This window comes from Enterobacter sp. Lyrl_3, from assembly GCF_051948675.1.
In the GTDB taxonomy this organism is placed as follows: Bacteria; Pseudomonadota; Gammaproteobacteria; order Enterobacterales; family Enterobacteriaceae; genus Enterobacter; species Enterobacter cloacae.
The window spans coordinates 1-22,253 of record NZ_JAYJLI010000006.1 but is presented as its reverse complement, the minus strand read 5'-3'; the positions used below and the strand labels follow the sequence as shown (position 1 = coordinate 22,253).

General features: G+C 55.3%; 21 protein-coding genes and 1 tRNA gene. 6 read left to right on the top strand and 16 right to left on the bottom strand.

The genetic code is table 11. The features are described from left to right. Positions 1-21: 21 nt before the first annotated feature. The 3 genes from VF709_RS13125 to proB all read right to left on the bottom strand — a co-directional run bounded on the left by VF709_RS13125 (position 22) and on the right by proB (position 2,577). Positions 22-97, bottom strand: a tRNA-Thr gene (locus VF709_RS13125). 111 nt (positions 98-208) lie between these two features. Beyond that, positions 209-1,462 (bottom strand): glutamate-5-semialdehyde dehydrogenase, encoded by a 1,254-nt coding sequence (proA, locus tag VF709_RS13120; protein WP_149896791.1) that lies wholly within the window; start codon positions 1,460-1,462, stop codon positions 209-211. Positions 1,463-1,473: 11 nt separating this feature from the next. Beyond that, positions 1,474-2,577, bottom strand: coding sequence for a glutamate 5-kinase (gene proB / locus VF709_RS13115; RefSeq protein WP_013095745.1), 1,104 nt, complete (start codon positions 2,575-2,577; stop codon positions 1,474-1,476). Positions 2,578-2,881: 304 nt separating this feature from the next. Here proB and phoE point away from each other — a divergent pair, with 304 nt between their 5' ends. Next, complete coding sequence (gene phoE / locus VF709_RS13110; RefSeq protein WP_149896790.1) at positions 2,882-3,934, top strand: phosphoporin PhoE; 1,053 nt, start codon at positions 2,882-2,884, stop codon at positions 3,932-3,934. Between the two features lie 101 nt (positions 3,935-4,035). Here the strand turns inward: phoE and crl are convergent, their stop codons facing one another. The 3 genes from crl to gpt all read right to left on the bottom strand — a co-directional run bounded on the left by crl (position 4,036) and on the right by gpt (position 6,302). Next, on the bottom strand, positions 4,036-4,437 hold the full coding sequence (crl, locus tag VF709_RS13105) for a sigma factor-binding protein Crl (RefSeq protein ID WP_149896789.1): 402 nt from the start codon (positions 4,435-4,437) through the stop codon (positions 4,036-4,038). Positions 4,438-4,494: 57 nt separating this feature from the next. Next, positions 4,495-5,739, bottom strand: coding sequence for an esterase FrsA (gene frsA / locus VF709_RS13100; RefSeq protein ID WP_114519349.1), 1,245 nt, complete (start codon positions 5,737-5,739; stop codon positions 4,495-4,497). A gap of 104 nt (positions 5,740-5,843) precedes the next feature. Then, positions 5,844-6,302 carry a xanthine phosphoribosyltransferase gene (gene gpt / locus VF709_RS13095; protein ID WP_003863205.1) on the bottom strand — a complete coding sequence of 153 codons (459 nt, stop codon included), beginning with the start codon at positions 6,300-6,302 and terminating at the stop codon, positions 5,844-5,846. A gap of 260 nt (positions 6,303-6,562) precedes the next feature. On the opposite strand from gpt, the gene pepD reads away from it, so the two are divergent. Beyond that, positions 6,563-8,020, top strand: a complete 1,458-nt coding sequence (gene pepD / locus VF709_RS13090; protein ID WP_020686318.1) for a cytosol nonspecific dipeptidase — start codon at positions 6,563-6,565, stop codon at positions 8,018-8,020. Between the two features lie 61 nt (positions 8,021-8,081). On the opposite strand, the gene dinB is transcribed toward pepD, so the two are convergent. Next, complete coding sequence (dinB, locus tag VF709_RS13085; RefSeq protein WP_013095738.1) at positions 8,082-9,140, bottom strand: DNA polymerase IV; 1,059 nt, start codon at positions 9,138-9,140, stop codon at positions 8,082-8,084. A gap of 157 nt (positions 9,141-9,297) precedes the next feature. On the opposite strand from dinB, the gene VF709_RS13080 reads away from it, so the two are divergent. Continuing rightward, positions 9,298-10,161 (top strand): glycerophosphodiester phosphodiesterase family protein, encoded by an 864-nt coding sequence (locus tag VF709_RS13080; RefSeq protein ID WP_149896788.1) that lies wholly within the window; start codon positions 9,298-9,300, stop codon positions 10,159-10,161. A gap of 48 nt (positions 10,162-10,209) precedes the next feature. On the opposite strand, the gene nqrM is transcribed toward VF709_RS13080, so the two are convergent. Genes nqrM through VF709_RS13045 form a run of 7 tightly spaced genes read right to left on the bottom strand, consistent with a single transcriptional unit; the run spans position 10,210 to position 16,252 of the window. Next, positions 10,210-10,416, bottom strand: a complete 207-nt coding sequence (gene nqrM, locus VF709_RS13075; protein ID WP_020686315.1) for a (Na+)-NQR maturation NqrM — start codon at positions 10,414-10,416, stop codon at positions 10,210-10,212. Then, positions 10,416-11,639 carry an NADH:ubiquinone reductase (Na(+)-transporting) subunit F gene (gene nqrF, locus VF709_RS13070; RefSeq protein ID WP_014830784.1) on the bottom strand — a complete coding sequence of 408 codons (1,224 nt, stop codon included), beginning with the start codon at positions 11,637-11,639 and terminating at the stop codon, positions 10,416-10,418. Before nqrF ends, nqrM begins: the two co-directional genes overlap by 1 nt. Before the next feature lie 10 nt (positions 11,640-11,649). After that, positions 11,650-12,246, bottom strand: a complete 597-nt coding sequence (nqrE, locus tag VF709_RS13065) for an NADH:ubiquinone reductase (Na(+)-transporting) subunit E (RefSeq protein WP_013095734.1) — start codon at positions 12,244-12,246, stop codon at positions 11,650-11,652. A 6-nt stretch (positions 12,247-12,252) separates the two neighbouring features. Further along, positions 12,253-12,891 carry an NADH:ubiquinone reductase (Na(+)-transporting) subunit D gene (locus tag VF709_RS13060; RefSeq protein ID WP_013095733.1) on the bottom strand — a complete coding sequence of 213 codons (639 nt, stop codon included), beginning with the start codon at positions 12,889-12,891 and terminating at the stop codon, positions 12,253-12,255. Continuing rightward, positions 12,884-13,678, bottom strand: a complete 795-nt coding sequence (locus tag VF709_RS13055; protein ID WP_013095732.1) for a Na(+)-translocating NADH-quinone reductase subunit C — start codon at positions 13,676-13,678, stop codon at positions 12,884-12,886. Before VF709_RS13055 ends, VF709_RS13060 begins: the two co-directional genes overlap by 8 nt. Then, positions 13,671-14,906, bottom strand: coding sequence for an NADH:ubiquinone reductase (Na(+)-transporting) subunit B (locus VF709_RS13050; RefSeq protein WP_013095731.1), 1,236 nt, complete (start codon positions 14,904-14,906; stop codon positions 13,671-13,673). The genes VF709_RS13055 and VF709_RS13050 overlap by 8 nt, the downstream gene beginning before the upstream one ends. Positions 14,907-14,908: 2 nt before the next feature. Next, positions 14,909-16,252 carry a Na(+)-translocating NADH-quinone reductase subunit A gene (locus VF709_RS13045; RefSeq protein WP_013095730.1) on the bottom strand — a complete coding sequence of 448 codons (1,344 nt, stop codon included), beginning with the start codon at positions 16,250-16,252 and terminating at the stop codon, positions 14,909-14,911. A 298-nt stretch (positions 16,253-16,550) separates the two neighbouring features. Here VF709_RS13045 and dpaA point away from each other — a divergent pair, with 298 nt between their 5' ends. Then, complete coding sequence (gene dpaA / locus VF709_RS13040; protein WP_013095729.1) at positions 16,551-17,291, top strand: peptidoglycan meso-diaminopimelic acid protein amidase; 741 nt, start codon at positions 16,551-16,553, stop codon at positions 17,289-17,291. Here dpaA and VF709_RS13035 read toward each other — a convergent pair. Both VF709_RS13035 and lpcA read right to left on the bottom strand, forming a co-directional pair. Next, complete coding sequence (locus tag VF709_RS13035; protein WP_013095728.1) at positions 17,262-18,029, bottom strand: class II glutamine amidotransferase; 768 nt, start codon at positions 18,027-18,029, stop codon at positions 17,262-17,264. The genes dpaA and VF709_RS13035 overlap by 30 nt on opposite strands. Before the next feature lie 53 nt (positions 18,030-18,082). Next, complete coding sequence (lpcA, locus tag VF709_RS13030; protein ID WP_013095727.1) at positions 18,083-18,661, bottom strand: D-sedoheptulose 7-phosphate isomerase; 579 nt, start codon at positions 18,659-18,661, stop codon at positions 18,083-18,085. A gap of 239 nt (positions 18,662-18,900) precedes the next feature. Here lpcA and fadE point away from each other — a divergent pair, with 239 nt between their 5' ends. Further along, positions 18,901-21,345: an acyl-CoA dehydrogenase FadE gene (gene fadE / locus VF709_RS13025; protein ID WP_045295549.1), complete on the top strand. Its 2,445-nt coding sequence runs from the start codon at positions 18,901-18,903 to the stop codon at positions 21,343-21,345. Positions 21,346-21,452: 107 nt separating this feature from the next. Then, positions 21,453-22,223, top strand: coding sequence for an amidohydrolase (locus VF709_RS13020; RefSeq protein ID WP_058651600.1), 771 nt, complete (start codon positions 21,453-21,455; stop codon positions 22,221-22,223). The last annotated feature ends 30 nt before the right edge of the window (positions 22,224-22,253 follow it).

Sequence of the window (22,253 nt, the reverse complement as noted above, 5' to 3'; positions counted from 1 at the left end):
ATGCGAAACTTCTTGAAAAGATGGTGCCGATAATAGGAGTCGAACCTACGACCTTCGCATTACGAATGCGCTGCTCTACCAACTGAGCTATATCGGCCCTGAGAGGCCGGTTACGAGCGTAACCACGGGGCAAAAGGTTAGATCTATCCGGGTGATGCGTCAATGCCCTTTTGAATCAAACGGCTATTTTTGCATCACCCGTGATTATTTACGCACGAATCGTATCGTCGCCGATGCCGATCCACTTGTAGGTGGTCAACGCTTCCAGGCCCATCGGACCACGCGCATGCAATTTCTGCGTGCTGACGGCCACTTCCGCGCCCAGACCAAACTGTCCACCGTCGGTGAAGCGGGTTGATGCGTTCACGTACACGGCAGAAGAATCCACTTCATTAACAAAGCGGTCGGCGTTGCGCAGCGTGCGCGTCAGGATGGCGTCAGAGTGCTGAGTACCATGCTCACGGATGTGCGCGATAGCGTCGTCGAGATCGGCTACGATCTTCACGTTCAGATCCAAAGACAGGAACTCGTCGTCATACTGCTCCGCGTTTACCGGCACCACCGTCGCCGGGCCGTCTTTCAGCAGCGCCAGCGCCTTCTCGTCCGCGTGCAGCGTGACGCCACTCTCGTCCATCTGCTTGCTCAGGGCTGGCAGGAAGGTGTTTGCAATGCCCTGATGCACCAGCAGCGTTTCCACCGTATTACAGGTGCTTGGACGCTGGGTTTTGGCATTCACAATAATCTTCAGCGCCGGTGCAATTTCGGCGCTCTCGTCCACCACGATATGGCACACGCCGATACCGCCGGTGATCACCGGGATCGTCGACTGCTCGCGGCACAGCTTGTGCAGGCCCGCGCCACCGCGTGGGATCAGCATGTCGATGTATTTGTCCATGCGCAGCATCTCGTTCACCAGCGCACGGTCCGGGCTTTCGATAGCCTGCACGGCACCTGCCGGTAAGCCGCACTCCTGCAGCGCCTGCTGGATGACTTTCACCGTCGCGGCGTTGGTGCGCCAGGTCTCTTTCCCGCCGCGCAGAATAGCGGCGTTACCGGTCTTCAGGCACAGGGAAGCGACATCCACCGTCACGTTCGGACGGGCTTCATAAATCACGCCGATAACGCCGAGCGGCACGCGGCGGCGTTCCAGACGTAAACCGCTGTCGAGCAATCCGCCGTCAATCACCTGCCCGACCGGGTCGGCCAGATTACAAACCTGACGGACATCGTCGGCGATGCCTTTCAGGCGTGCCGGGGTCAACGCCAGACGGTCGAGCATCGCTTCGCTCAGACCATTGCGGCGCGCTTCCAGCAGATCCTGTTCGTTGGCGAGGAGGATTTCCTGCGACTGCGATTCCAGATAATCAGCGATTTTTTCCAGCACGCGGTTTTTCTCGCGGCTGGAAAGGAGCGCCAGTTTGTAAGAGGCGGCCTTGGCGGCGGCACCCATTTGTTCCAGCATTTTCTGGCTCCTTAACGAATAATCATGTCGTCACGATGCACGGCAACCGGGCCATACTCGTAGCCCAGAATGGCGTCAATCTGCTGCGAGTGGTGACCCGCAATACGGCGCAGGGCATCGCTGTTGTAGCGGCTGACGCCGTGAGCGATGTCGCGACCTTCAAGGTTACGGATACGGATCACTTCACCACGGGAGAAATTGCCTGTCACGTTTTTAATTCCTTTAGGAAGCAATGAACTCCCTCTTTCCAGAATCGCCGCGGTCGCCCCTTCATCCACGGTCAGTTCACCTGCCGGCGGCGCGCCGAAAATCCAGCGTTTGCGGTTTTCCAACGGGGATTCCTGGGCGTGGAAGCGCGTGCCGACGGAAATGCCTTCCATCACGTCGCCAATGACGCCAGGACGGCTGCCCGCCGCAATGATGGTGTCGATCCCGGCGCGGCAGGCCACATCCGCCGCCTGCAGTTTAGTGCCCATGCCGCCCGTTCCCAGGCCAGAGACGCTGTCGCCGGCGATGGCGCGCAGCGCATCGTCAATGCCGTGTACATCGGTAATCAGTTCAGCTTCCGGGTTGGAGCGCGGGTCTGCGGTAAACAGCCCCTGCTGGTCGGTCAGGAGCAAAAGCTTGTCGGCACCGGCCAGGATCGCCGCCAGCGCAGAGAGGTTATCGTTATCACCCACTTTGATTTCAGCGGTAGCCACGGCGTCGTTTTCGTTAATCACCGGTACGATATTGTTGTCCAGCAGCGCGCGCAGCGTATCGCGGGCGTTCAGGAAGCGTTCTCTGTCTTCCATATCCGCACGCGTCAGCAGCATCTGCCCGACGTGAATGCCATAGATTGAGAACAACTGTTCCCAGAGTTGAATGAGTCGGCTTTGTCCCACGGCGGCCAGCAGCTGTTTAGAGGCGATCGTCGCGGGGAGTTCGGGGTAACCCAGATGTTCACGCCCGGCGGCAATCGCCCCGGAGGTCACGATAACAATACGATGCCCTGCGGCATGCAGCTGAGCGCACTGACGTACAAGCTCAACAATGTGGGCGCGATTTAGGCGGCGCGATCCGCCTGTTAAAACACTGGTGCCGAGTTTTACCACCAGCGTCTGGCTGTCACTCATGATTCTCTGCCGTTCAACGATAAGGGAAAGTGATGTCGAACGAACGTTTTAACAGGTGTCAGGCCCGTTGCCAACTGCCACAGCACATCGCGAAACACTTTGTTGCGCGGGATCAGGAAGCGTAGCGGCGGATTTTGACAATTTTATTACCGAAATAATAAATCACAGTTTTTTAAAATTAATCTTAATTTGTCATAAAAGTTTCATTCCGTAACGTTAAAACCCTTTCTGTTTTTTCACGGGACTTAAGCATGAGCTTATCGTCCAGCGAATTTTTAAGCGCGTTTATAAGACAGGATCGAAAATGAAAAAGAGCACTCTGGCATTAATGGTTATGGGCGTTGTGGCTTCCGCATCTGTACACGCTGCCGAAGTTTATAATAAAAACGGCAACAAACTGGACGTGTACGGCAAAGTTAAAGCAATGCACTACATCAGTGATGACGATTCAAAAGATGGTGACCAGACATACGTGCGTTTCGGTTTCAAAGGTGAAACTCAGATTAACGATCAGCTGACGGGCTATGGCCGTTGGGAAGCGGAATTTGCAGGCAACAAAGCAGAGAGCGATTCCACTCAGAAAACGCGTCTGGCATTCGCCGGTCTGAAGCTGAAAGACTTTGGTTCTCTGGATTACGGTCGTAACCTGGGCGCGCTGTATGACGTGGAAGCGTGGACCGATATGTTCCCTGAGTTTGGCGGCGACTCTTCCGCGCAGACCGATAACTTCATGACCAAGCGTGCAAGCGGTCTGGCCACTTACCGTAACACCGACTTCTTTGGCGCGGTTGATGGTCTGGATATGACCCTGCAATACCAGGGTAAAAACGAAAACCGCGACGTCAAAAAACAGAACGGTGACGGTTTTGGTACGTCTATGACCTATGACTTTGGCGGCAGCGATTTCGCGGTAAGCGGCGCGTACACCAACTCTGACCGTACCAACGCGCAGAACCTGCTGACCCGCGGCGAAGGCAAAAAAGCCGAAGCCTGGGCAACCGGTCTGAAATATGATGCGAACGATATCTACCTGGCGGCGATGTACTCCGAAACCCGCAATATGACCCCAATTTCTGGCGGCTTTGCCAATAAAGCGCAGAACTTTGAAGTGGTCGCACAATATCAGTTCGATTTCGGTCTGCGTCCATCCCTGGGTTATGTCCAGTCTAAAGGCAAGGATATCGAAGGTATTGGCGATGAAGATCTGGTGAAATATATCGACGTCGGCGCGACCTATTATTTCAACAAAAATATGTCCGCGTTTGTTGATTATAAAATCAACCAGATTGATGACGATAACAAACTGGGCGTGAGCAGCGATGATATCGTTGCCCTGGGTATGACCTACCAGTTCTGAGTCGGCAGTAATAAAAAAACCGGCATTAAGCCGGTTTTTTTGTGCCCGGTGGCGCTGCGCTTACCGGGCCTACGGGATCATCACCCGGCATTATTTCATCTTTACGCCGTCAATTTCGCCTTTTCACTGGAAAAATCATCGGCAGGCTCAAGCTTCAGGTCCAGCGTGGCCAGTAAATCGCGCGCCTTGTCGTGGAAATCTTTCAGGGTATATTCCAGGCGGTCAATCACTTCCTGATCTTTGATGGTGGTGGCCTGCCAGTTGCCGTCTTTATTAAACAGGCCAAACTGGTAGCTATAGGTAAAACGTTTCTCTTCTGCTTCCATTTCCATCCACCAGCCCCAGAATTCACGTTTTTCGGGTGCAGGCTTCACGTTGACGCATACAGCCAGGCAGTCGAAAAAAAAGCGATTCTCTTCACACTGCTCTTCTCGAATATACGGGCCAAGAGCCATGAACTTCTTAATCAATCTACTTTTCGGGTGTCCACTCGGTAACGTCATTACGATCTCCTTTTGTGAAGCCACTGTTTTACCAAACCATCAAAATTTAGCAATCTATTAACACAATCTCTGGGCGATCCAACGCGTAATCTCTTTTAATGCTTTGTCAAAATTCTGATACACCGGGCTGAAGGGAACTTCCAGCAATTTGCCATCCGCAGATGACGATGTGATTAAGCGTGACTCCTCTTCCGGGCTGAACGGATCGTTTTTCCAGAAGCCGGACAGCATCGGCGTTGGACACCGGCGTCCCAGCAGGCCCTGCGTTTTTAACGAATAGCGATTGAGTTCCACGCGCAGCGCTTCGTCTGAAGCATCATGCATGCCAAGGCGGCTGGCCAGCACGTCGAGGTACATTTCCGGCACGCTACCCTGACGGGCAGGATCGCTGAGCAGAGCGTGAACCACCGGCCCAAGACAGGCTACGGCCTTCAGGCGTGACGCCTCAAGATAGGCCAGACGCACGGCCACGTTCGCCCCAAAGCGGAAACCAAACGCCGCGACGCGGGTGTGGTCGACCCAGGGAATGTTTTCCAGCGCTTTCAGCGCATGCTGGTGCAGAAGACTGGAATCCTGCGTCAGTTTCCATTTAGAGGAAAAACCGATAGAGGGCATATCAAGCGTCAGCATCGCGATCCCTTTTGGGGCGAAGTAACGCTCATACAGGCTGTAATAGTCGATTTGCAGCGAATCCAGCCCACCGCACATCAGCACGGTCGGGAACGGGCCGTCGCCTTCAGGCATATGCAGGAACCCGGTCACGGGCGCGCCGCCGGGGATGGTGAACTCAAGCTCGCGCATCCGGCCCGGCAAGCGTTGGGCAGCCTCTTCATAGGCACGGTTTGCCAGCGCCTGCGCCTGCTCTGCCAGTTCATCCCCTTTTAAGTGCGGATAGGCGGCAATGGCGTAAAGATTGGCTGCGTGCAGCCAGTGCTTGCCGCTGAGGGTGGCGTCCTCTTCCTGGCTGGCTTTTTGCTGCCAGAGCATCGCCTGTTTCGACCATTCGTAGATCCAGTTGCCGCCGCGGTAACCCACCACCGTATCGTAGAGTTCGCTGTCGGTACGCTCGGCTTCACTCATGACGATACGCGCCTGCACATCGAGGATTTCACGCGGATCGATACCGCGCCAGACCCACATCAGGCGGTTAATCATGCGATACCAGTGAGGCACGTTTTTACCGTCTAATGCAGACTGGACGGCAGGCTGGCTCCCCGGATTGAAGCGACGCACCAGCGTCGAGGTTTCAGGGTGCTTGAAACGGGGTTTGAAGAGTGTCTCGGTGAGATTCGCCTGCGTCATTGCGTTGCCTCCATGGATACGTCATATAGTGTCCATTGTAACGCGTGGCAGGATAAAAAGAACAACGCCCGGCATAGCCGGGCGTGTAAAGTTACGTACGGAAATTAACGGCCGGAAATAGGCGGTACAAAGACCACACCCATGTCCCATGGCTGTTCAATCCAGGTATCCTGAGGGATATCAATCACGTAATCATCCACCAGTGGGCGGCCCGCCGGTTTCGCAAAGATGGTGACGAAGTGCGCTTTTGGGTACATTTCGCGGATAGCCACCGCGGTACCGCCGGTATCCACCAGGTCATCAATAACGATGAAACCTTCACCGTCGCCTTCCGCGCGTTTCAGCACTTTCAGTTCACGCTGGTTGTCGTGGTCATAGCTGGAGATGCAGACGGTATCGACATGACGAATACCCAGCTCACGGGCCAGCAGCGCCCCCGGTACCAGACCGCCACGGCTAACGGCAATAATGCCTTTCCACTGTTCAGAAGGCATCAGACGCGCGGCCAGTTTGCGTGCGTGGATCTGCAACATGTCCCAGGTGACGACGTATTTTTCGCTCATGTGAAGTGTCCCAGCCTGTTTTTATACGGCTTAAAAAGTGTTCGAGGGGGAAATAGGTTGCGCGAGATTATAGAGATCTGACGCACTAAAAACCAGTGTTTAGCGCCCTCTGCCTGAGTTTTTACATGCTTTATGCTACCAGCCATCGGAGAAAGTGGTATTCTCAGTTGCATCTCGCAAGCCTGACTTGTGGTAACTATTAACCTGCTAACCCTGTGACCTGCAACTCGCTTTGCAGGGCATCGACAAGGAGACTTATCGTGTCTGAACTGTCTCAATTATCTCCCCAGCCGCTGTGGGATATTTTTGCCAAAATCTGCTCCATTCCACACCCGTCTTACCATGAAGAACAGCTTGCCGAACATATTATGGGTTGGGCGAAGGAAAAAGGTCTGCACGCTGAACGCGACCAGGTTGGCAACATTCTGATCCGCAAACCGGCGACCGCAGGCATGGAAAACCGTAAACCGGTTGTGCTGCAGGCGCACCTGGACATGGTGCCACAGAAAAACAACGACACCGTTCACGACTTCACGAAAGACCCGATCCAGCCGTACATCGACGGCGACTGGGTGAAAGCGCGCGGTACCACGCTGGGTGCAGATAACGGTATCGGTATGGCCTCTGCGCTGGCGGTACTGGCGGACGACAGCGTTCAGCACGGTCCACTGGAAGTGCTGCTGACCATGACCGAAGAAGCGGGCATGGACGGTGCGTTCGGTCTGCAGGCGAACTGGCTGCAGGCGGATATTCTGATCAACACCGACTCTGAAGAAGAAGGCGAGATCTACATGGGCTGCGCGGGCGGGATTGATTTTATCTCTACCCTGCCGCTCTCCCGTGAAGCGGTGCCTGCTGGCTTCCAGACCTTCAAGCTGACGCTGAAAGGGCTGAAAGGCGGCCACTCCGGCGGTGATATTCACTTAGGCCTGGGCAACGCCAACAAACTGCTGGCACGCTTCCTGGCGGGCCACGCGGCTGAGCTGGACCTGCGTCTGGTCGATTTCAACGGCGGTACGCTGCGCAACGCAATCCCACGTGAAGCGTTCGCGACGGTAGCCGTTCCAGCCGCCAAAGCGGACGAGCTGAAAAAGCTCTCCAGCGTCTATCTGGATATCCTGAAAAACGAACTGTCCGCGAAAGAGAAGAACCTGACCGTAGTGCTGGAGTCCGTCTCCACGGATAAAGCCGCGCTGACCACCCAGTCTCGTGACACCTTTATTCAGCTGTTAAACGCGACGCCAAACGGCGTAATCCGCAACTCAGACGTCGCGAAAGGCGTGGTTGAAACCTCTCTGAACGTGGGCGTGGTCACCATGGGCGACGACAGCGCAGAGATCATCTGCCTGATCCGATCGCTTATCGACACCGGTAAAGAGTATGTGGTGAGCATGCTGGAATCTCTGGGCACGCTGGCCGGTGCGAAAACCTCTGCCAAAGGCAGCTACCCAGGCTGGCAGCCGGACGCAAGCTCTCCGGTGATGGCACTGGTGCGTGAAACATACCAGCGTCTGTTCAACAGCACCCCGAACATTCAGGTGATCCACGCGGGTCTGGAATGTGGTCTGTTCAAGAAGCCGTACCCGAACATGGATATGGTCTCCATTGGGCCAACCATTACCGGACCACACTCGCCGGATGAGCAGGTTCACATTGAAAGCGTGGGCCATTACTGGACCCTGCTGACTGAACTGCTGAAAGCGATTCCTGCTAAGTAATTCCCACACCCCAGCCCTCTCCCTTTGGGAGAGGGTGAACAACGTCGCGCCACCGGCCTTTTTACAATCCCAATACCAGCTGACGTTCCAGCTGCGGATCCAGCAAGGTAACGTGTAACCCCACCAGCCTGACCCCTCGCCCGCCCCGACGTTCATCCCAGGCCTTTTTCGCCGTCGCGATGAGATCCTCTTTATTCAGGCGCGGCCAGACATGCTCCTGAGTCGTCTGCTGAAAATCATTGAACTTAAGCTTCACGCCCTGACGGGCAATCAGCAGGTCCGGTTTGACCTTGATTAAGCGCCGTTCCAGCTCAGGATAGAGCTGCTCCGTAATGATGGTTTCGCATTCAGACCAGTCATGAATATCTTCAATCAGTGTGCGTTCAACCCCGACCGACTTTCGCAGCCGCTCGCTGCTGACACTGCGCTCGTCTATCCCCTGACTGCGCTCCCACAGCACGCGGCCAAATTTTCCAAAGCGTTTAAGCAGCATGGCTAAATCGCTGCGCTGTACATCTTCGCAGGTTCGCAGCCCCATGCTTTCCAGCTTTGCCGCAGAGACTTTGCCTACGCCCGGGATTTTGCCGAGCGGCAGCGTTTTTAAAAACGCCGGGACCTCTTCCGGGGTGATAACGTACTGGCCGTCGGGCTTGTTGAGATCGGACGCTATTTTGGCGAGGAACTTCACCGGTGCGACACCTGCCGACGCGGTCAGATTCAGTTCCTGGAAGATAGTCCGGCGGATCTCCTGCGCCATCAGCGTCGCGGAGCCGTGACAGTGCACGCTGTCGGTGACATCAAGATAAGCTTCGTCCAGCGACAGAGGTTCAATAAGTGAGGTGTAGCGAGAGAAGATTTCGCGGATATGCAGGGACGCTTCTTTGTACGCCTCAAAGCGACCGGGTAAAAGCGTGAGATGAGGACAAAGCTTAAGCGCCATGGCGGTAGGCATGGCGCTGCGCACGCCAAATTTGCGCGCAGGATAGTTGGCGGTGCTGATTACACCGCGCTGGACACGGCTACCGCCAATGGCAATAGGAATATCCCGCAGCGCCGGGTTGTCACGCATCTCCACTGCGGCAAAAAAACAGTCCATATCAACATGGATTATTTTGCGCATTACGACCACCACACATGTATTTATATACAGTATATCAAAGTCTAAAAAATGCGACAGCAGATTTACCTTCTCTTATTTGTCATAAAAATATGATACAAAAAACAACACGTAACTTGTTGTATATATTAATTTTTTATGTGAATAAGGATATAAATTCATGAGAAAAATACTCGCGCTCTCTCTGCTGCTCGTGACGGGAACGAGCTTCGCTGGCCCACAGATCGTTGCCCACCGGGGCGGAACAGCCGACGCACCAGAAAACACAGTACAAGCGATCAAACTGGCCTTAGAGAATCAGGCTCAGGCAGTCTGGATAACCGTGCAGCTCAGTAAAGATGGCGTTCCGGTCCTGTATCGTCCTTCTGATTTAAAAGCGCTGACGAACAAAACAGGCAAAATCTCGGACTACACGCTTGTGGAGTTATCGGCAGTTGACGCTGGCTGGAGCTGGGGCGGTGAAACCCATCCCTGGCGTGGCAAAGGGGTGACGATCCCCACCCTGAAAAGCGTACTGGAAACCTGGCCACAAACCCGGTTTTATATTGATATCAAATCACCTGATGCCGATCCGGCCACGATGGGAAAAGCGCTTCTTGCGGTGCTTAATGAGACCCAGAGTCTGGGGCGGGTGAGGGTTTATTCTACTGAGGACCGTTATCTTGCCTCGCTTCCGGCAGCAATCCCACGCTTTGTTACCCGAAGTGAAACGCGCTCCAGGCTGGTAACGGTATCGCTGAGCCATCAGTGCCTGCCACCAGAGCAGACGATGCAGGAGTACTGGTACGCGCTAGAGCTGAACAGAACCGTTGACGTGGTTGAGAAATTTACCCTTGGTGAAGGGGTGTCCCGCTCAACCCTCACCTGGGATAAAGAATCCATGGACTGTTTCCGCTCGCAGGGCAACAGTCACGTTATCTTGCTGGGCGTGAACACCGCCGAAGATTATAAAAAGGCAGAGGCGCTGAAGGCGGATGCGGTGATGGTCGACTCGCCCGCCGCCGCAAAAGCGTGGGCTAAATAAGCCAGCAGGCCGCAATAATGCGGCCTGCTGTTATCGTTACGTCGCGATTTACAAAATTCGGCGCTGCTGCTCCCGCGCCATCCTTTTTTTACGGGCATCGCACGGTTCCGGGCAGTCGCAAACTTTTTCCATGCCAATGGACGAGATCCCACCGCAGCTGCCCTGAATGCTTTTGCGCTTGATGATCCAGCCTAACGACATGCCGAATATAACCAGTACAAAGACCGCGAAGGTTGCCAGAAACGTCAGCATCATCAGCCTCCAAAATCATCCAGCAGGATGTTCTCATCTTCCACGCCCAGATCTTTCAGCATCTTGATCACTGCGGCGTTCATCACTGGCGGACCACACATATAAAACTCGCAGTCTTCCGGCGCAGGATGCTGTTTGAGGTAGTTTTCATACAGCACGTTGTGGATGAAGCCCGTATGGCCGGTCCAGTTATCTTCCGGCTGCGGATCGGAGAGCGCCACATGGAAGGTGAAGTTAGGGTTTTCACGCGCCAGCTGTTCGAACTCATCGTCATAGAACATCTCACGCAGCGAACGCGCCCCGTACCAGAAGCTGATTTTACGCTGACTGCCAAGCCGCTTGAGCTGGTCGAAAATGTGCGAACGCATCGGCGCCATACCTGCACCACCGCCGATAAATACCATTTCGGCATCGGTCTCTTTCGCAAAGAACTCGCCAAACGGGCCAGAGATGGTCACCTTGTCACCCGGTTTTAATGACCAGATATACGATGACATGACGCCCGGCGGCGCATGCGGTACCGCTGGCGGCGGCGTGGCGATACGCACGTTAAGCATGATGATACCCTTCTCTTCCGGGTAGTTCGCCATGGAGTAAGCACGAAGCGCGGGCTCTTTAACCTCAGAGACAAAGCGGAAGAGGTTGAATTTATCCCAGTCGGCACGGTATTCATCAGGCACGTCGAAGTCAGCATAGGCTACGGTGTGCTCCGGACATTCAATCTGGATATAGCCCCCCGCCCGGAACGGAACGCTCTCTCCTTCAGGCACCCGCAGTTTAAGCTCTTTGATAAACGTGGCTTTGTTATCGTTGGAGATAACTTCGCATTCCCATTTTTTGACGCCGAAAATCTCCTCCGGCAGTTCTATTTTCATGTTCTGGCGCACCGCGACCTGACAGGCCAGACGGCAGCCCTCTTTCGCCTCACGCTTGGTGATGTGCGACAGTTCAGTGGGCAGAATATCGCCACCACCCTCTTTCACCTTTACGCGGCACTGCCCGCAGGAGCCACCGCCACCGCAGGCCGAAGAGACGAAGATGCCGTTGCCAGCAAGCGTATTCAGCAGTTTATCGCCGGCTGGCGTGCGGATCTGGTTTTGCGGTTCATCGTTGATATCGATAATGACATCGCCGGAATTCACCAGCTTCGCGCGCGCCACCAGAATCAACCCCGACAGCACCAGTACAATCAGCGTGAACATCGCCACGCCAAGCATAATTTCCATCAGTTAGCCCTTATAGCTGCACACCGGAGAAGGACATAAAGCCCAGCGCCATGAGACCGGTGGTGATAAAGGTGATCCCTAAGCCACGCAGGCCTGCAGGCACGTTGGCATATTTCATTTTTTCGCGGATCCCCGCCATGGTGACGATAGCCAGCATCCAGCCGATCCCGGAGCCGAAACCATACACAATTGATTCGCTGAAGTTGTAATCACGCTGAACCATAAACGAGACGCCACCGAAGATGGCGCAGTTCACCGCGATCAACGGCAGGAAGATCCCCAGTGCGTTGTAGAGTGACGGGAAATACTTATCAAGGATCATCTCAAGGATTTGCACCAGCGCCGCAATCACACCGATAAAGGTGATGAAGTTCAGGAAGCTGAGATCCACCCCCTCCACCAGCGCGCTGTCGCGCAGGACAAAGTTGTACACCAGGTTGTTGATCGGCACCGACAGGCCAAGCACCACGGTAACCGCTATGCCCAGGCCAAATGCTGTCGATACCTTTTTGGACACGGCAAGGAACGTACACATGCCGAGGAAGAACGCGAGCGCCATGTTTTCAACAAACACCGCGCGCACAAATAAACTCAGGTAATGAGCCATTGTCGGTTACTCCTTTTCCTGCTGTTCTGGCTTCAGGGTACGAATCAGCCAGATCAGCAAACCGATAATGAAAAATGCGCTTGGAGCCAGCAGGAACAGGCCGTTTGGCAGATACCAGCCGCCGTTCTGTACCGTGTCCAGCACCGTGATGCCAAACAGCTTACCGCTGCCAATCAACTCACGCAGGAACCCTACGGACAGCAGGATCACGCCGTAGCCGAGGCCGTTGCCGATGCCGTCCATAAAGCTCGCCAGCGGAGGCATTTTCATGGCATAGCCTTCTGCACGTCCCATCACGATACAGTTGGTGATAATCAGGCCCACAAATACCGAAAGCTGTTTCGATATTTCATAGGCAAAGGCTCGCAGCAGCTGATCGACCACGATCACCAGCGAGGCGATGATCGCCATCTGCACGATGATCCTCACGCTGTTGGGGATATGGTGGCGGATCATCGAGATAAACATGCTGGAAAACGCGGTAACCAGCGTTACTGCCAGCGTCATCACCACCGCCGTTTCCAGCTTGGTGGTCACCGCCAGGGCTGAACACACACCCAGCACCTGCAGCGTTATCGGGTTATTGGCTAAAAGTGGGCCAATCAGCACCTTTTTAACTTCTTTCAGTTCACCCGTATCAGCCATGGTTCAGCGCTCCTTCACGTACATTTTTCAGGAAAGGACCAAAACCGAGTTCGCCCATCCAGAAATCAAAACTGTGCTGCACCCCTTTGGAGGTGAGCGTGGCCCCGGACAGCCCGTCAACGGCATAGACATCGTCAGGACGCGCAGACCCTTTCATCACCTTCAGCGCAGGCGCTCCGCTGTCGTCGAGCACTTTCTTCCCGACAAACTGCGCGCGCCAGTTAGGGTTCTCCACTTCACCACCGAGCCCCGGCGTTTCACCCTGGTCATAGTAGGTGATGCCTTTCACGGTGCGGCCATCCGTATCAAGCGCCACGAAGGCGTACATCATTGACCACAGGCCGTTGCCGTAGATGGGTAACACCACTTCCTGCACCTGTTTTTGCTCATCACGTACGAGGTAGATTTCAGCCAGATTGCTGCGACGCTTAATGCCCGCCGGATCCTGAGATGCGTCCAGCGTCATGCTCATCTGCGGGTCTTTTAATGCCAGCGCCTGGTTATATTTCGCCGGATCTTTATCCAGCAGTTGACCCGTTTTTAAATCCACCAGACGCGCGGTGATGCGCTCAGCAAAGACGGCCGACACATCGTCTGCACTCATCCCTTCCTGCATCAGCCCGGCGACGGCCAGGATGTTGCGCTGTTTATCCAGCGCGCGCTGCTCCTGCTGTCGCGGCTTTAACCCCACGGCAGAACCAGCCACCACAATGGAACAGACCAGACACAGCACCAGCACCACCAGCAGCGTTTTGCCGATGCTGTCGTTATTTTTGATTTCAGCCACGTGCCTTCCTCCGCTTAATGTTGGCGCGCACGACCAGATAATCGAACAGTGGTGCAAACAGGTTGGCAAACAGAATGGCCAACATCATCCCTTCCGGATAGGCCGGGTTGACCACACGAATCAGGACACACATCACCCCGATGAGCACGCCATAGCTCCATTTCCCTCTGTCAGTAAAGGAAGCTGAAACCGGATCGGTAGCCATGAACATCATGCCGAAGGCGAAACCACCCAGCACCAGATGCCAGTACCAGGGCATGGAGAACATCGGGTTGGTGGCGGAACCGATAAGGTTGAACAGTGTGGCAGTCAGCACCATGCCGATCATGACACCGGCGACAATCCGCCAGGAGGCCACGCGACCAAACAGGATGATCGCCCCGCCAATCAAAATCATCAGCGTGGAGACCTCCCCAATGGAGCCCGGGATGTTGCCCATAAACGCATCAAACCAGGTGACGGGTTGGCCTGTCGCATTGTTCACCAGCGTTTCACCGCCGTGCGCCGCCCATTGTGAAAGCGGTGTCGCCCCAGAGAAGCCGTCCGCAGCGGTCCAGACCAGATCGCCGGAGATTTGTGCCGGATAGGCAAAGAACAGGAACGCACGCCCTGCCAGCGCAGGGTTGAGGAAGTTACGCCCGGTTCCCCCGAAGATCTCTTTCGCGATGACCACACCAAAGCTGATCCCCAGCGCGGCCTGCCAGAGCGGTAACGTTGGCGGGACAATCAGGGCAAACAGAATGGAAGTAACAAAGAAGCCTTCGTTGATCTCATGTTTACGAATAATGGCAAACAGCACTTCCCAGAACCCACCCACGATAAATACCGTGATGTAGATCGGCAGGAAGAACACCGCCCCCAGCGTCATCATGCTGATCCAGCCCGCGTCTGGGGCAAAACTTACGCCAAGCGACTGTGCCAGACGGTAATGCCAGTCAGACTGGATCACCTGCGCCAGTTGCTGAGCATCGTACAGATGATGCAGCGCCGGAATGGTCTGCAGCCCCACGTTGTACATGCCCCAGAACATTGCCGGGAAGACGGCAAACCAGACCAGAATCATCATTCGCTTCAGGTCGATGGCGTCACGAACGTGCGCCGCGCCTTTCGTCACCAGACCTGGCGTGTAGAAAATGGTCGTCGTCGCTTCATACAGCGGGTAGTACTTCTTCAGTTTACCCTCGGTAAAATGCGGCTCTATTTTTTCAAAGAGGTGTTTTAAGCCCATGGTTATCCTTCCTGCTCAATGCGGGTTAACACCTCGCGCAATACCGGTCCATATTCGTATTTTCCCGGACAGACATAGGTACAGAGCGCCAGATCTTCTTCGTCCAGCTCCAGGCAACCCAGCGCCTGGGCGCTGTCGGTGTCCCCGGCAAGCAGATCGCGCAGCAGCACGGTGGGCAGAATATCGAGCGGCATTACACGCTCGTAGTTGCCAATCGGCACCATGGCGCGCTCACCGCCGTTTGTGCTGGTGGAGAAGTTGAACAGCTTATGACGCAGGAAGTGGCCGAGCGTGGTGCGGGTGACGGAATACTTTTCTGCACCTGGCAGCACCCAGCCGAAGAGCTCTTTCTCACGCCCTTCCAGCACAATGCTCACCTGCAGATGGAAGCGTCCCAGATAGGCCTGCGGCCCAACGGCATGACGGCCGCTGAGTACCGAACCGGAAATCAGACGGTTTTCACCCGCTTTGGTTTCGTCGTCCAGCAGTTCATTGATATCCGCACCCAACAGCGTTGTCACCAGGCGCGGGTTTGCCGCCTGCGGCCCGCCAATCGCGATCACTCGCTCTGTGCAGAGCTTACCGGTGGTAAAGAGTTTGCCGATGGCAATCACGTCCTGATAGTTAAGGTGCCAGACCTGTTTTGTCAGGCTGACCGGCTCAAGGAAGTGAATATGCGTTCCCGCCAGCCCCGCCGGATGCGGGCCTGCAAATTCATTAAACGTCACCTGTCCCTGCGGATGGCCGCCAAGTTTACCGGCACTGGCCTGGCACACGTGGACTTTCCCGGACGTCAGCCGCGTGAGAACGGTCAGCCCGGCATCAAAGGCCTGACGTTGTGCCAGAATAACCGGCTGCGGGTCTGCACTGAGTGGGTTGGTGTCGATTGCCGTAACGAAGATAGCGGCCGGAACCGTGCCAGGCACAGGCGTTTTGCTGAAAGGGCGTGTGCGAAATGCGGTCCACAAACCGGCGTCCAGCAGTTGCGCCTGAACGGTTTCACGGCTCAACGCCGCGAGGTCTGCGGCCTCATAATGGGCAAACTCACGCTGTTCATCCCCTTCAATGCGGATAACCACCGACTGCAACACGCGACGTTCGCCACGGTTGATCGCCACAACGGTACCGCTGGCAGGGGCGGTAAACATCACGCCGGGATTTTTTTTATCTTCGAAGAGCGCCTGCCCTTTAATGACGCGATCGTCCTGCTGGACCAGCATTGAGGGGCGCATCCCCACGTAATCGTCGCCCAGAATGGCAACATGGCGAACGCTTGCGCCTGCCGAAACGTGCTGTTCGGGCACGCCTGCGATGGGCAGGTCAAGTCCTTTTCTTATTTTAAACATGTGGTTAGCAAGTTTCCGTGAACAACTATTCTGAGGGCGTGAAGTGTACCATTTCCGGCGTTTTCCGGGCAGATAAAACTCAGCTGCAGGTGTCAAATTGCGAACTGATACGCAAAGTTCCTGGAGCCAGCGCGATTTTGATGGGTTATAAAGTAAAACTAATTTGTAAACTAACAGCTCCGCTCTTGCGAAAATCTATAGCGGTGCTAATGTGAGCGCTCCTAACAGATTAATCTGATTTCGGGTCTCTTTTGCCGTTCTGGCAAGTTGGTCTTAGTTTTATCAAGGAACTTGTAGTATGCGTAAAATCGCATTGTTCATTGCGATGCTCCTGATTCCGTGCGTGTCGTTTGCCGGGCTGCTCAGCAGCAACAGTTCAACCACGCCTGTGAGCAAAGAATATAAACAGCAGCTAATGGGATCCCCCGTTTATATTCAAATCTTTAAGGAAGAACGCACACTCGACCTGTTTGTGAAAATGGGTGAGACATATCAGCTGCTCGACAGCTACAAGATTTGTAACTACTCCGGTGGTCTGGGGCCAAAACAGCGTCAGGGCGATTTCAAAAGCCCGGAAGGGTTTTACAACGTTCAGCGTAACCAGCTAAAACCGGATAGCCGTTTCTATAAAGCGATTAATATCGGCTTCCCGAATGCCTTTGACCGTGCGCACGGTTACGAAGGTAAATATCTGATGATCCACGGTGCCTGTGTGTCCATCGGCTGTTACGCGATGACCGATTCCGGCATTGATGAGATTTTCCAGTTTGTCACGGGCGCACTGGTCTTTGGTCAGCCAAACGTTCAGGTCAGCATCTATCCGTTCCGCATGACCGATGCCAACATGGCGCGTCACAAGTACTCTTACTACGCGGATTTCTGGAAACAGCTAAAACCGGGCTATGACTATTTCGAGCAGACGCACAAGCCGCCTGTCGTCTCGGTTGTGGATGGCCGTTATGTGGTCAGCAAACCGCTGAGCCACGAAGTTGTCCACCCACAGCTGGCATCAAATTACACGGTCCCCGAGACAAAATAACACCCACTCGCCTGGCATAATCTTCTGCCAGGTCTCGTTGCCGGTCAGCGGCTGCGTGGCGATAACAGTGACCACATCGTTTGGTGTGGTCTCTTTCTGAAAATCAATTTCCACATCCTGATCGAGCAGCTTTGCCACGCCAAACGGTGCACGGCGGGTGATCCAGAACAGGTTCGTCGAGCAGAACGCCATCACATAGCGCCCGTCAGACAACAGCATGTTAAACACGCCCTTCTCGCGCAGTTCAGACGCCAGCGACGCAATATATTTAAATACCGCCGCCATGTTGCCAGGGGTGCGCGGATAACGCTCTGTCAGCTTATGCAGCAGCCAGCAAAAGGCTTTTTCGCTGTCGGTTTCGCCAACCGGGCGAAAATTACCGGTCTCCAGCGACTTATAGCCCGTAAGTTGCCCGTTATGCGCGTAGGTCCAGTTACGGCCCCACAGCTCACGGGTAAACGGATGGGTGTTTTCGAGCGCCACTTCGCCGCGGTTTGCCTGACGAATATGGGCGATGACCGAACAGGATTTAATGGGGTAATCCTGCACCAGCTTGGCAATCGGTGAGTTAAAGCTGGGTTGTGGATCCTTGAACGTGCGACACCCTTTGCCTTCGTAGAAGGTGATACCCCAGCCGTCTTTATGCGGCCCGGTTCCCCCACCGCGCTGTACCAGCCCGGTGAAACTAAAGCAGATATCGGTTGGCACATTGGCGCTCATCCCGAGCAGTTCGCACATAGATTACCTCCACTCCACAACTGCGGGGGGCACCGGTGCCCCCCAGCGAAGTCTTACTTAACCATCTCTTTTTCGATCAGCTGGATCAGGATGTGGATCACTTTGATGTGAATTTCCTGAATGCGGTCAGCATAACCGAAGTGCGGAACACGGATTTCAACGTCCGCGGTACCGTCCATCTTACCGCCATCTTTGCCCGTCAGGGTGATGACTTTCATCCCTTTTTCACGCGCCGCCGCAATCGCTTTGATCACGTTACCAGAGTTGCCCGAAGTGGAGATACCCAGCAGCACGTCACCTTCACGACCAACCGCTTCAACGTAGCGGGAGAAGATGTAGTCGTAACCGAAATCGTTGCCCACGCAGGAGATGTGGCTCACGTCGGAGATCGCAATCGCCGGGTAGCCCGGACGGTTTTCACGATAACGCCCGGTCAGCTCTTCTGCGAAGTGCATAGCGTCGCAGTGGGACCCCCCGTTACCGCAGGAGAGCACTTTGCCACCGGCTTTGAAACTGTCGGCCAGCAGGACCGCCGCGCGCTGAATAGCGTGAATATTGGCATCATCTTTCAGAAAGTTAGCCAGCGTTTCCGCCGCTTCGTTCAGTTCGTTACGAATAAGATCCTGGTACATGAGGATAATCCTTCAGTATTGATGAGATAACACAGTGGAGTGTACCGGATAGCAATAAAAGCGAGAAGCTAAAGGGATGCGAATCGTCTGACGTTTTGCGTTTTCGTGCCGGCAAACAAACGAACAATGTGAACCAGGTTGTAATTATTTTGTAAACACATTGCTAAAGGAAATAACATCAACTACAACCATATCATCACAAGTGGTCAGACCTCCTACAAGCAAGGGAGCTTTTCTTTATGATGATTTTGAGCATTCTCGCAACCGTTGTCCTGCTCGGTGTGCTGTTCTATCACCGTGTAAGTTTATTCCTGAGCAGCCTGATTCTTCTGGCCTGGACGGCTGCGTTTGGCGTCGCAGGTCTCTGGAATATCTGGCTTTTAGTGCCGCTGGCCATCATCCTTCTGCCGTTTAACTTTGCCCCGATGCGTAAGTCGATGATCTCCGCACCGGTATTTAAAGGTTTCCGCAAAGTGATGCCACCGATGTCGCGCACCGAGAAAGAAGCGATTGACGCCGGTACCACCTGGTGGGAAGGCGATCTGTTCCAGGGCAACCCGGACTGGAAAAAACTGCATAACTACCCGCAGCCGCGTCTGACGGCGGAAGAACAAGCCTTTATTGACGGCCCGGTAGAAGAAGCCTGCCGTATGGCCAATGACTTTGCCATCACCCATGAAATGGCCGACCTGCCGCCGGAGCTGTGGGCATACCTGAAAGAGCATCGCTTCTTCGCGATGATCATCAAAAAAGAGTACGGCGGTCTGGAATTCTCCGCGTACGCTCAGGCTCGCGTGCTGCAAAAACTGGCTGGCGTCTCCGGGATCCTGGCCATCACCGTGGGCGTACCTAACTCCTTAGGCCCGGGCGAACTGCTGCAGCATTACGGTACAAAAGAGCAGAAAGATCACTATCTGCCGCGTCTGGCACGCGGTCAGGAAATTCCATGCTTCGCACTGACCAGCCCGGAAGCGGGTTCCGATGCAGGCGCCATCCCGGATACCGGTGTGGTCTGCATGGGCGAATGGCAGGGCGAGCAGGTACTGGGTATGCGCCTGACCTGGAACAAACGCTACATTACGCTCGCGCCTGTCGCTACCGTGCTGGGCCTGGCGTTTAAACTCTCCGACCCGGAAAAACTGCTGGGTGGTGAAGAAGATCTGGGCATTACCTGTGCGCTGATCCCCACCTCTACCCCGGGCGTTGAAATTGGTCGTCGCCACTTCCCGCTGAACGTGCCGTTCCAGAACGGTCCGACCCGCGGTCAGGATATCTTTGTCCCGATTGATTACATCATCGGTGGGCCGAAAATGGCCGGTCAGGGCTGGCGTATGCTGGTGGAATGTCTGTCCGTTGGTCGCGGCATTACTCTGCCGTCGAACTCAACCGGCGGGCTGAAATCGGTGGCGATGGGGATTGGTGCCTACGCGCACATCCGTCGTCAGTTCAAAATCTCCATCGGCAAGATGGAAGGGATCGAAGAGCCGCTGGCGCGTATCGCAGGCAACGCCTACGTGATGGATGCCGCCGCGTCGTTAATTACCTACGGCATTATGCTGGGTGAAAAACCGGCCGTACTGTCCGCGATTGTGAAGTACCACTGCACCCACCGCGCACAGCAGTCGATCATTGATGCAATGGATATCGCAGGTGGTAAAGGCATTATGCTCGGCGAAGGCAACTTCCTGGCGCGTGGCTATCAGGGCGCACCGATCGCCATCACCGTAGAAGGGGCAAACATCCTGACCCGCAGCATGATGATCTTCGGCCAGGGGGCGATTCGCTGCCATCCGTACGTGCTGGAAGAGATGGCCGCCGCGCAGAACAACGACGTGGATGCCTTCGACAAGCTGCTGTTCAAACATATCGGTCATGTAGGCAGCAATAAAGTGCGCAGCTTCTGGCTGGGTCTGACCCGCGGGCTGACCAGCGCCACGCCAACCCATGATGCGACAAAACGTTATTACCAGCATCTGAACCGGCTGAGCGCCAACCTGGCGCTGCTGTCCGACGTCTCCATGGCGGTGCTGGGCGGTAGCCTGAAGCGTCGCGAGCGCATCTCTGCCCGTCTGGGTGATGTGCTGAGCCAGCTCTACCTGGCTTCTGCGGTACTGAAACGCTACGACGACGAAGGCCGTCAGGAAGCGGATCTGCCGCTGGTGCACTGGGGCGTGCAGGATGCGCTGTATCAGGCCGAGCAGGCGATTGACGATCTGCTGGTGAACTTCCCTAACCGTCTGGTGGCAGGTGCCCTGCGCGTGGCGATTTTCCCGACCGGTCGTCATCATCTGGCGCCGTCTGACAAGCTGGATCATAAAGTGGCGAAGATCCTGCAGGTACCGAGCGCAACCCGCTCACGTATCGGCCGCGGTCAGTATCTGGCGCCAACGCCACATAACCCGGTGGGTCTGCTGGAAGAGGCGCTGCTGGACGTGATGGCCGCCGACCCGATTCACCAGAAGATCTGTAAACAGCTGGGCAAAAACCTGCCGTTTACCCGCCTGGATGAACTGGCAAAACAGGCGCTGGCGGGTGGCATCATCGACAACAGCGAAGCCGCACTCCTGGTGAAAGCCGAAGAGAGCCGTCTGCGCAGCATTAACGTCGATGATTTCGAACCGGATGAGCTGGCGACACAGCCGGTAAAGCTGCCGGAGAAACACCGCAAACCTGAAGCCGCTTAACGCGTTTCGTCCTGAAAAACCCCGCCAAGAGCGGGGTTTTTTATTGCCATCTTTTCTCTTTATGTCGTGCTACAGTGTCAAAAAGGGTCGTTTGAGGAGTCTGAATTGTGCCTGGTCTGAAGATTTCTATTTTGCAGCAACCTTTAGTGTGGATGGATGGCCCTGCCAACCTGCGCCACTTTGATCGTCAACTGGAAGGCATTACCGGGCGCGATGTGATTGTCCTGCCGGAGATGTTCACCACGGGCTTCGCGATGGAAGCCGCACAACAGTCGATGCCGCAGGATGAGGTGGTCGCCTGGATGCACGCCAAAGCGCAGCAGACCAACGCGCTAATCGCCGGGAGCGCCGCCCTGCAAACGGAACGCGGCCCGGTGAACCGCTTCCTGCTGGTTGAGCCGGAGGGGAAGGTCCATTTTTACGATAAACGACACCTGTTCCGCATGGCCGATGAGCATCATCACTACGAAGCCGGCAACGAACGTGTGGTGTTTGAATGGCGCGGCTGGCGTATTCTGCCGCTGGTCTGCTACGACCTGCGCTTCCCGGTCTGGTCGCGCAACCGCAACGATTACGACCTGGCGCTGTATGTCGCCAACTGGCCTGCGCCGCGCTCCCTGCACTGGCAGTCGCTGCTGGTGGCGCGCGCAATTGAAAACCAGGCGTACGTGGTGGGTTGTAACCGCGTGGGAACAGACGGCAACGGACATCACTACCGGGGCGATAGCCGGGTGGTGAATCCGCAGGGCGAGATCATCGCCACCGCCGAACCGCATCAGGCGACGCGCATTGATGCCGAGCTGTCGTTGACGGCGCTGAAGGAGTATCGCGAGAAGTTCCCCGCATGGCAGGATGCGGATCCGTTTAGTATTGGGTGACATTTTCCCCTCACCCCAACCCTCTCCCAA

Coding starts and splice junctions, on each gene's coding strand:
- proA (WP_149896791.1), bottom strand. CDS start 1,462: ATGCTGGAACAAATGGGTGCCGCCGCCAAGGCCGCCTCTTACAAACTG.
- proB (WP_013095745.1), bottom strand. CDS start 2,577: ATGAGTGACAGCCAGACGCTGGTGGTAAAACTCGGCACCAGTGTTTTA.
- phoE (WP_149896790.1), top strand. CDS start 2,882: ATGAAAAAGAGCACTCTGGCATTAATGGTTATGGGCGTTGTGGCTTCC.
- crl (WP_149896789.1), bottom strand. CDS start 4,437: ATGACGTTACCGAGTGGACACCCGAAAAGTAGATTGATTAAGAAGTTC.
- frsA (WP_114519349.1), bottom strand. CDS start 5,739: ATGACGCAGGCGAATCTCACCGAGACACTCTTCAAACCCCGTTTCAAG.
- gpt (WP_003863205.1), bottom strand. CDS start 6,302: ATGAGCGAAAAATACGTCGTCACCTGGGACATGTTGCAGATCCACGCA.
- dinB (WP_013095738.1), bottom strand. CDS start 9,140: ATGCGCAAAATAATCCATGTTGATATGGACTGTTTTTTTGCCGCAGTG.
- VF709_RS13080 (WP_149896788.1), top strand. CDS start 9,298: ATGAGAAAAATACTCGCGCTCTCTCTGCTGCTCGTGACGGGAACGAGC.
- nqrM (WP_020686315.1), bottom strand. CDS start 10,416: ATGATGCTGACGTTTCTGGCAACCTTCGCGGTCTTTGTACTGGTTATA.
- nqrF (WP_014830784.1), bottom strand. CDS start 11,639: ATGGAAATTATGCTTGGCGTGGCGATGTTCACGCTGATTGTACTGGTG.
- nqrE (WP_013095734.1), bottom strand. CDS start 12,246: ATGGCTCATTACCTGAGTTTATTTGTGCGCGCGGTGTTTGTTGAAAAC.
- VF709_RS13060 (WP_013095733.1), bottom strand. CDS start 12,891: ATGGCTGATACGGGTGAACTGAAAGAAGTTAAAAAGGTGCTGATTGGC.
- VF709_RS13050 (WP_013095731.1), bottom strand. CDS start 14,906: ATGGGCTTAAAACACCTCTTTGAAAAAATAGAGCCGCATTTTACCGAG.
- VF709_RS13045 (WP_013095730.1), bottom strand. CDS start 16,252: ATGTTTAAAATAAGAAAAGGACTTGACCTGCCCATCGCAGGCGTGCCC.
- dpaA (WP_013095729.1), top strand. CDS start 16,551: ATGCGTAAAATCGCATTGTTCATTGCGATGCTCCTGATTCCGTGCGTG.
- VF709_RS13035 (WP_013095728.1), bottom strand. CDS start 18,029: ATGTGCGAACTGCTCGGGATGAGCGCCAATGTGCCAACCGATATCTGC.
- lpcA (WP_013095727.1), bottom strand. CDS start 18,661: ATGTACCAGGATCTTATTCGTAACGAACTGAACGAAGCGGCGGAAACG.
- fadE (WP_045295549.1), top strand. CDS start 18,901: ATGATGATTTTGAGCATTCTCGCAACCGTTGTCCTGCTCGGTGTGCTG.